At 63.8% G+C, this 8,023-nt stretch carries 10 protein-coding genes; 8 read left to right on the top strand and 2 right to left on the bottom strand.

Going from position 1 to position 8,023, the window contains the following annotated elements:
• The first annotated feature begins 422 nt into the window (after positions 1 to 422).
• The 3 genes from V6B97_RS16755 to V6B97_RS16745 all read left to right on the top strand — a co-directional run bounded on the left by V6B97_RS16755 (position 423) and on the right by V6B97_RS16745 (position 2,825).
• Positions 423 to 1,136 (top strand): ERF family protein, encoded by a 714-nt coding sequence (locus V6B97_RS16755; RefSeq protein ID WP_333507665.1) that lies wholly within the window; start codon positions 423 to 425, stop codon positions 1,134 to 1,136.
• Between the two features lie 70 nt (positions 1,137 to 1,206).
• Positions 1,207 to 2,463 carry a hypothetical protein gene (locus tag V6B97_RS16750; RefSeq protein ID WP_333507664.1) on the top strand — a complete coding sequence of 419 codons (1,257 nt, stop codon included), beginning with the start codon at positions 1,207 to 1,209 and terminating at the stop codon, positions 2,461 to 2,463.
• Positions 2,464 to 2,465: 2 nt separating this feature from the next.
• A complete protein-coding gene (locus V6B97_RS16745; RefSeq protein ID WP_035065277.1) occupies positions 2,466 to 2,825 on the top strand; it encodes a hypothetical protein in 360 nt (119 codons plus the stop codon).
• 55 nt (positions 2,826 to 2,880) lie between these two features.
• On the opposite strand, the gene V6B97_RS16740 is transcribed toward V6B97_RS16745, so the two are convergent.
• On the bottom strand, positions 2,881 to 3,123 hold the full coding sequence (locus V6B97_RS16740) for a CopG family ribbon-helix-helix protein (RefSeq protein WP_333507663.1): 243 nt from the start codon (positions 3,121 to 3,123) through the stop codon (positions 2,881 to 2,883).
• A 37-nt stretch (positions 3,124 to 3,160) separates the two neighbouring features.
• A complete protein-coding gene (locus V6B97_RS16735; RefSeq protein WP_333507662.1) occupies positions 3,161 to 3,415 on the bottom strand; it encodes a CopG family ribbon-helix-helix protein in 255 nt (84 codons plus the stop codon).
• Positions 3,416 to 3,481: 66 nt separating this feature from the next.
• On the opposite strand from V6B97_RS16735, the gene V6B97_RS16730 reads away from it, so the two are divergent.
• The 5 genes from V6B97_RS16730 (at position 3,482) to V6B97_RS16710 (ending at position 7,964) form a co-directional block, all read left to right on the top strand.
• A complete protein-coding gene (locus tag V6B97_RS16730) occupies positions 3,482 to 4,459 on the top strand; it encodes an AAA family ATPase (protein WP_167121819.1) in 978 nt (325 codons plus the stop codon).
• Between the two features lie 104 nt (positions 4,460 to 4,563).
• The gene (locus V6B97_RS16725) at positions 4,564 to 4,860 is read left to right on the top strand and encodes a hypothetical protein (protein WP_333507661.1); all 297 of its coding nucleotides are present in this window, start codon (positions 4,564 to 4,566) and stop codon (positions 4,858 to 4,860) included.
• 76 nt (positions 4,861 to 4,936) lie between these two features.
• Positions 4,937 to 5,224 (top strand): hypothetical protein, encoded by a 288-nt coding sequence (locus V6B97_RS16720; RefSeq protein ID WP_333507660.1) that lies wholly within the window; start codon positions 4,937 to 4,939, stop codon positions 5,222 to 5,224.
• A gap of 45 nt (positions 5,225 to 5,269) precedes the next feature.
• Positions 5,270 to 6,295 carry a DUF3150 domain-containing protein gene (locus tag V6B97_RS16715; RefSeq protein WP_333507659.1) on the top strand — a complete coding sequence of 342 codons (1,026 nt, stop codon included), beginning with the start codon at positions 5,270 to 5,272 and terminating at the stop codon, positions 6,293 to 6,295.
• A 76-nt stretch (positions 6,296 to 6,371) separates the two neighbouring features.
• Positions 6,372 to 7,964, top strand: coding sequence for a cobaltochelatase CobT-related protein (locus V6B97_RS16710; protein WP_333507658.1), 1,593 nt, complete (start codon positions 6,372 to 6,374; stop codon positions 7,962 to 7,964).
• Positions 7,965 to 8,023: the final 59 nt, after the last annotated feature.

Below are 8,023 nucleotides of genomic sequence, written 5' to 3'. Positions count from 1 at the left end.
CCAAGGCCCAACGTCAGTAAATCGTTAGCTTCCACGGCTCCTTCCCTCCTGGGCAAAGGGAAAGGCTACGATGCGTCAGGAAGGAGAGTCAAGAAAGCTGATTTCCACGTCTCGCGTCGAGGAACCATTTTAGACGTCTATGGACCTGCAGCCAAACCTGCAGCATTCTCTTGAACAACCAGATAGTTACAGCAGCCCCCCCCCCCCCCGATGGTCCTTGACGCTATCCTGATGAAGAGTGACTGTCGAGTCCCAAGCCCTGTGCTCACCTGAAGGTTTTGTTACTCTTATACGATCCCCAACCATAGGTCATTACTTCTTATTATTTCAGATATATATTACAATAGTGAACACCCCGCCTTTTACCTAAAACCGCCCTGATGCCCCGTGTGTCAGGGCTTTTCTCTTTCCAAGGAGACGCCATGGACAGCCTTCAGTACACCTCCCCTGAGGTCACCGACCTCGCCAAGGCCCTCATTGCCGTTCAGCACACCCTGCAACCGGCCATCAAGGACCGTGAGAACCCGTTCGCCAAGTCCCGCTACGCCACACTCAACTCCGTCATGGATTCTTGTCGGGACGCTTTGCTGGCCAACGGCATCTGGGTGACCCAGTACCCGGTCCCGGCCGACGCCGGCCACCTCGGCCTTGTCACCAAGCTCACGCACGCGGAATCCGGCCAGTGGCAATCGTCGCTGCTGGTCATGCCTCTGCCTAAATCTGACCCGCAGGGATACGGCAGTGCCATGACCTATGCCCGCCGGTACGCGCTTTCGGCCATGCTCGGCATGGTGACGGAAGACGATGACGACGGGGAGGCCGCATCACGCGACAGGCACGCACGGCAGAAAACGCCTCGCCAGCCACGGCCTCAGCAGCCTTCAGTCGTCTCAGCCCAACAAGCCACGCCCGCAGCCCCTCCACCTCAGCCCAACCCCGCAGAAACAGCATATCCAGCCCTGGCGTCACTGCCACGGCTGGATGGGGTAAACTACTCGACGGCCACCGCGCAGGATGGCCGTCTTTGCATTCTGGCGTCGGGCAACACGTCTGCCCGCAAACAACTGCTCTCGGCTGCCGGATTCAAATGGAACGCCGAGCGCAAGGTCTGGTGGCGGTACGCCGAGACCGCCTGATCCACACACCACGCCACGGGCGGGGATTCCCCCGCCATGGGGGAACCTCGCCCACTTGATGGAGCCTCCCATGACAAAGCCCCCGCAATCCCCCAAGCCCCCGGCACTGCCGGACCCTCTCTCCCTCCTCGCCGAATCCCTGCTCGCGCAAGAAATCCACACCACGCAGACCCAACTGGGCGACCGGAGCACCTACGTCGGCATGTCCGACATCGGTGCCGCAACGGAATGCCTGCGCTCGGCGGTTGCCCGCAAACTGGTGTCACCGGGCACGCAGCCTCACATCATCCTGCCTCAGCATGTCGGTTCCATCCTGAAGCGCCACCTCCCCCTGCACCGGGGCCACTGGCAGGAGGCCGGGATCACCGACGCCCTCACCAGAAGCGGTCACCGGCTCATTCCGCAGTTGGAAATCAGCGCCTCCTTCCACGGTGTGCCCATCAAGGCGCACCTCGACATCACCCTCATCCACGAAGCCTCGACACCCCTCATTCGGGTGCTGGAACTGAAGAGCAACGGGCACCTGCCCGAAACCCTCTACACCTCCAACGAGGTGCAACTTTACGGGCAGATCGGCCTGCTGGAGAGTACCTGGCATCGCCCGTGCTGCTCGCTTCGGGACGAAGACGGCCAACCGGTCTTCACCCGCAAGACCTTCCCGGAGGCGGCTCGGCTCCTCTTCGGCATCGACATGCCGGACACACCGGAAGGCGTGACCATTGAGGGCTGGGTGCTCTCCATCTCCATGGCAGACGCCAAGGTCTTCGGGCCGTACACGCCCAACCGGACCATGCTCGGCATCTGCTGCAACACGGCCGCCGACCTCTGGCAAGCCGTCAACGCCGTCAAGGCAGGGCAGTTGACGCTTGACGACCTCCCGTACTGCCAAGGGTTTCACCCCCTGTGTGACTGGTGCGACGCCAACGCCACCTGTCCCAAGTTCCAACCCATGCGGGTTGACGGCATGCCCGTGGACCTCGGCCCCGCCCACGCGGCGGACCTCGACCAACTCGCGGGTCTGAAGGAACGCAAGCTTGCCATCGAAGGCGATATCGCGGCCATCGAAGGGCGCATCCGCACCGCCTTCCAGCGCATTGCGGCGACAAGCGACAGCATGGCCCGGGACTGGATAACCGCGGGCAGACACCGCTTTCGGGTGTCAGCCATGCCCGGCAGGCAGACCATCGACCAGGCGGCCCTGCAGGTGGAACTGCAAGCCCTGACCGGCGATCCCCAAACGGGGACAGACATCCTGGAGCGAGCCCGCAAGACCGGCCAGCCGCATGAACGGCTGTTCATCAGCCCCATCAACGGAAAAGGAGAATGACCATGGGATACTACAGCGAAGTCGCCCTGTGTCTGTCCGGCAACGGGCGGGCACGGCTTGATGCCGCGATGCACGAGGCGAGGCAGCATGCCACCAACCCCGGCGATATCGAACTGTTCCTGCAAAACGGCCTGAGGCAGGACGCGCCGGACTCGGAAGGTGTGCTGTATTACTGGGAAGGCGTCAAATGGTACGCGGATTTCGAGGAGGTACGGTTCATTACCGACGTCATGGATGAACTAGACGTTGACGACTACCTCTTCCTGCGCATCGGCGAGGACGTTGACGATGCCGAGATTCTCGGCGGCTGGTGGGACAATCCCTTCGATGCGCGCCTGTTCCGAACCATCGACTTCGGCTAGGGGGCGACAGCGCTCCCTCCTCGGTCAGCGCCATCCCCGGCGCACCGCATCCAGATCATTCCAGGGTGATACCAAGGGCGCGCATCCGGGCCTTGGCATCTTCGTGGCTCACCACGCGACCTTCGCGCACGGCGTCCAGCCCTTGCCGCACCATGCGGCAAAACCGCGCATCGCGGTCAAGGAACTGCGCCACGGCATCCCTGATGACCGAGGCACGCGTACTGCCAATGGCTGCGGCGATCTCGTCCAGCCGGTCCACGGTGGCCTTGTCGAAACGAATGCTCGTTGAATGCGGCATGGTCACTCCGTAGCCATTCACGTCTGATCTGGCCGTATCACGGGTTCTTCCGAAGCTTCGTGTCCACGCCCCACTGCGCGAAGCACTCCCGGACCTCATCATCCGATGCGAAGAGTCCGGCATCCGCCTGACGAACGCCTTCCGCGATGGCGGCCACAGCCCACTCCTCGTCCCGGACATACCGCCGAACGGCTTCGGCCATGAGTTCAGGCACGGGCCTGCCCATGGCTCTCGCCAGAGCCTCCAGTCGTCCCTTCGTTTCCGGGCCGAGATGCGTATCCCAATCGGCCATGCGTACCTCCCCATTCCGACGGCATAGCCAACATCCCAAACCGACACAACATCAAGGAGCACTCCCATGCCCCATACCGATTCGGGCCTGCACGCGTTGCAGCCCGTCGATCTCGACGCTGGCGCCGTGTTCAGCGGCACCCCGTCGGGCCGCATGATCAAGGGCTACCGCCAGCCCTCGACGTACACCCCCAAGGCTGACCCTGACTACATCTTCCACGAGACCACGCGCGACATCGTGGTCTGGCTGATGACCGCATCCGATCCGCTCTACGTGTTCGGCCCCACCGGCAGCGGGAAGTCCAGCGCCATCCGGCAACTGGCCGCCCGGCTCAACTACCCGGTGTTCGAGGTTACCGGACACGGCAGGCTGGAACTCCCCGACCTGGTGGGCCACCTGTCCGTGCATCATGGTTCCATGGAATTCCGGTATGGACCGCTGGCGCTGGCCATGAAGCATGGCGGGCTCTTCCTGCTCAACGAACTGGACCTGCTGGAACCCGCAACGGCCACGGGGCTCAACGGCATCCTCGATGGCCAGCCCCTGTGCATCCCGGAGAATGGCGGTGAACTGGTCACGCCGCACCCCATGTTCCGGTTCGCGGCCACGGCCAACACCAACGGCGGATCCGACGAAACGGGCCTCTACCAGGGCACCCTGCGCCAGAACCTCGCCTTTCTCGACCGGTTCTGGCTGTGCGAGATGGGCTACCCCGAACCCGCAGCGGAAGAACGGCTGCTGGAGCGTATCGCGCCGCAACTCCCTGCACCCCTGCGGCGTACCATGATCGACTACGCCAACGAAGTCCGGCGTCTGTTCATGGGCGAATCGGGCACAGCGCATGGTGCCTCGATCGAGGTGACCTTCTCCACCCGCACCCTGATTCGCTGGGCCGACCTGACCCAGCGGTTCCAGCCACTGGCCCGGCAGGGCATCCAGCCCGTGGCCTACGCCCTCGATCGGACGCTCGGCTTCAAGGCCACACGGGAAACCCGAACACTTCTCCACGAAATCGCCCAACGCATGTTCCCCACGGGGGAGTGAGTGGGGACGCCGCTACCGCGCCGAACACATCCGCTGCGGACACCCCCGGCAAGGATGCCGCGTCTCCCCGAATCCCGGGCAATACCGGCCTGGTGCTCCAGTTCATGGATTCCCTGCTCACCCGTCAGTCTCTTGATCCCGCCTTCTTCGCCTCCCTCACTTCGCCCCCCTGGCTGCGCCTCGAAAAGGACACGCCTTCGGGCGGCAAGTTCTGGTCCTGCACCATCCAGGAGCACGGCATCGACCTCCATTGGGGCAAGCTCAATACGCAAGGGCAACGGCTCGCACTGGCCATCACCCGGTGCAACCGAGGCAACCCCATCCGCGAGGCGCGGTCACGCACCCTTGGCAAACTCAAGGAAGGCTACCGGCTCGCCTCGTCATACGGCCCCCTCCCGTAACCGTGATTTCCCTCCCGACGATTCCGCATTCTGGAACGACTCCGACCTACACCGCATCCACGAGGAGCACATACTCATGAAAGCGACATCCGCCATGCGCATCTTCCCCTTCTCCCGCAGCATCCACCTCGTCCGGGATATCCACACCAACGGCGTTCGCCACCACTGGAAGGCGGAAGCGGAACTCTACCTCCTCAAGGTCAGCACCTGGACCGGGGATGACGAGGAACCCCATCTCTCGCGGGTCACGATCCATACCATCGGGTGGGGCCGGTGCATCGACGAGGACCCGGTACAGGAAATGTGGCGACAGGCCGCGGAGAAGATCGAAAAAGACCACTACCACTTCCACAACGGAATCTAGGACGCCCCTCCCCCGAGGGGCGTTCCGCTTTTACGGAGCACGCACATGAACGACACCATCCTGAACTGCCTCATGGCCATCAACCTCGACGTGAACATCTGGACCGCCCGGCGCAAGCTGACCCCGGCGGACTTCGGCGGCGCGGACCTGCCGCCGGAGGAGCTTGCCTCGCTCGGCAGCAAGCGCATCTGCGATCCCGAGGAACTGAAGATCTTCGGCACGCTGAAGGCGCGCGCGGTGAACCTGCTCGACCGCCACGGCGTCCGCTTTCTTGGCGGTTGGGGCATTCCGGAGGAAAAAGCCCCCGTCCTTGTGGAAGAACTCGACCGCATTCGTGACGAATTCCTGGCCGCCAGGGATACCTTCCTCACCCGGTACGATGACGCCGTTCGGGACTGGATTGCCCGGCACGGCGAGTGGGAACGCATCATCGCCGACTCCACCGTCAGCGCGGACTACGTGCGCAGCCGCATGGGCTTTCGTTGGCAGGTATACCGCATCGTGCCGCCTGCCCCAGGCGATGCGGAGCCGGTAGCCCAGGGGCTTGCGGAAGAAGTGCGCGGGCTTGGCCAGACCCTGTTCGACGAGGTGGCCAAGGCCGCCACCGAGGCCTGGCACAAGTGCTACGCTGGCCGCAGCGAAGTGACCCACAAGGCGCTGTCTCCCCTGCGGACCATCCACCAGAAGCTGGCCGGACTCACCTTCGTGGAACCGAGGGTGGCCCCGGTGGCCGACCTCATCGGCACGGCCTTCGCCAACCTGCCCAAGCGGGGCAGGATACAAGGGGCGCACCTGCTCATGCTGCAAGGGCTGGTGGCCTTGCTGCGCGATCCGTCCGCGCTCATGGAGCACGGTCTGCGGATCATCGAGGGGCATCGCCCGTCCGATCTGCTGGATGCTCTGTTGCGGCAGGATCGAAGCACGGAGAATGGACGGATAGCGTCCGCAGACGAACCCGAAGGAGGAGAGGACGACATGCCCGACCTTGGGGACGACCTTGCGCTGGACGCCATCCCCCGCGAGGTCATGTCCGATCTGCAACCCGTGCTGCCCAATTGCGGGCTGTGGTAGGGCTTACCTTCCCCCATCCATTGGCGCTACTACCGGGCGGACCGGCCACTACGGGCTGTCCCTGCTGGAGGACAACATGCTGGATACACGCGCCGTGATGCGCTCGCTGCCGCTGGTGGCGAGCGTGCTCGGCAGGAAATATGGCGTCACCGTGGCCATCGGGGGCACGGAGGCCTACACGGACGGTAGCGCGATCCATCTCCCCGCCTTGCCGGTGAGCGCGCCCGACACCTTTCTCGCACTGGCCCGTGGCTACATCGACCACGAGGCCGCCCACCTGCGGGATACCGACTTCGCGGTGCTGAAGGCCGCGAACCTTACCCCACTTGAGCACCATGTCTGGAACATCATCGAGGACTGGAGGGTTGAAAACCGGCTGGTTGCCTCGTTCCCCGGCTGCCGGGGAAATTTCGACTGGCTCATCGAACACTTCTTCGGCGGCAAGGTGGCTGGCACCAGAATCGATCCGGCGGCCCTGTTCCTGAACTGGCTGTTGCTCACCGTCAGAGCATGGGACGTCCCGGTCATCGGAAAACAACGCGACTCCATCGCGGCACATCTCGATAAACTCTGTCCGGGCCTGCTTACCCGCATGGCCTGTGTTGTCGAAGCAGTACGCACCTCGTGCGCATCCACTGCCGAGGCCATTGCCCATGCGCGGGCCATCGTCGCTGAACTGGGCAAGGCCACGGAAACGCCGCAGCCCGCGTCAGGTACGAATCAGGACGCCAGTCAGGCTGGGGGCGCCCCGGATGGTACCGGTAACGGCAACCAGCCCACGGCATCACCGTGGGAACGGATACGAAACCTGCTGCATGCCCAGGAGGACGAACTTCCGCAGGAATTCGGGGTAATCCTTGGTGAGGCCCTGAAGCGTGAGGCTCCTGCAAGCGATGGATTGCCCGTCAACGTGGCTACCGTCACCCACAAGGTAAGCTGGGACTTGCACCCCGACGACATCGCCGAGGCCAAACGGGCATCGACGGCCCTGCGAACGCGCCTTCATGGCCTGTTGCAGGCTGCGACCATCAGCCGAACCCACGGGGCACGGAGCGGGAGACTAGACCCGCGCAGACTCCACCGCATCGCCACGGATGACGCTCGCATCTTCATGCGCAAGGGAACGCGCGTCGGCATCAACACCGCCGTGCATCTGCTTCTCGACTGCTCCGGGTCCATGACCCCGAACATCAGACTGGCTAGCACGGCCTGCCATGCCGTGGCTTCGGCCCTTGAGACCGTCAGCATCAACGTGGCTATCACCGCCTTTCCGGCCAGCCATGACCCGGCGTCGACGGAACAGAAAACCGTGGGCCGCCTGGTGCGGCACGGACAGCGGGTACATCCGAGACTAAAGGTGGCAGCCGTGGGGACCACCCCACTGGCCGAGTCCCTGTGGTGGGTGATGCAGGAAATGTTGCCCCTGCGTGAGGCCCGCAAGCTCATCCTGCTGCTGACCGATGGCGATCCCGATACGCCGACATGCGCCCTGGAAGCCATTCGGCACGCCGAACGGCTGAGGTTCGAGGTCTACGCCATCGGCATCGGTGCGGTGAACATCCTGCAACACCTGCCGGGACGGCACAGGACGATCAACACCCTGGCCGAACTTGCCCCGGCGATGTTCGGCCTGCTCCAAGGCGCGCTGGTCGGAAGGCGCGCGACATGATGCAACGACGAAAAACACCGGCAACGAACAACGGGGAGGCACCACGCCTCCCCGTTCTC

The organism is Nitratidesulfovibrio sp. 1201_IL3209, assembly GCF_036763125.1.
GTDB lineage: Bacteria > Desulfobacterota > Desulfovibrionia > Desulfovibrionales > Desulfovibrionaceae > Cupidesulfovibrio.
This window is presented reverse-complemented; position numbering and strand designations above follow the sequence as displayed.

Excerpts from the sequence above, each read along its gene's own strand:
- V6B97_RS16755 (WP_333507665.1), top strand. The coding sequence starts at position 423 with ATGGACAGCCTTCAGTACACCTCCCCTGAGGTCACCGACCTCGCCAAG.
- V6B97_RS16750 (WP_333507664.1), top strand. The coding sequence starts at position 1,207 with ATGACAAAGCCCCCGCAATCCCCCAAGCCCCCGGCACTGCCGGACCCT.
- V6B97_RS16745 (WP_035065277.1), top strand. The coding sequence starts at position 2,466 with ATGGGATACTACAGCGAAGTCGCCCTGTGTCTGTCCGGCAACGGGCGG.
- V6B97_RS16740 (WP_333507663.1), bottom strand. The coding sequence starts at position 3,123 with ATGCCGCATTCAACGAGCATTCGTTTCGACAAGGCCACCGTGGACCGG.
- V6B97_RS16735 (WP_333507662.1), bottom strand. The coding sequence starts at position 3,415 with ATGGCCGATTGGGATACGCATCTCGGCCCGGAAACGAAGGGACGACTG.
- V6B97_RS16730 (WP_167121819.1), top strand. The coding sequence starts at position 3,482 with ATGCCCCATACCGATTCGGGCCTGCACGCGTTGCAGCCCGTCGATCTC.
- V6B97_RS16725 (WP_333507661.1), top strand. The coding sequence starts at position 4,564 with ATGGATTCCCTGCTCACCCGTCAGTCTCTTGATCCCGCCTTCTTCGCC.
- V6B97_RS16720 (WP_333507660.1), top strand. The coding sequence starts at position 4,937 with ATGAAAGCGACATCCGCCATGCGCATCTTCCCCTTCTCCCGCAGCATC.
- V6B97_RS16715 (WP_333507659.1), top strand. The coding sequence starts at position 5,270 with ATGAACGACACCATCCTGAACTGCCTCATGGCCATCAACCTCGACGTG.
- V6B97_RS16710 (WP_333507658.1), top strand. The coding sequence starts at position 6,372 with ATGCTGGATACACGCGCCGTGATGCGCTCGCTGCCGCTGGTGGCGAGC.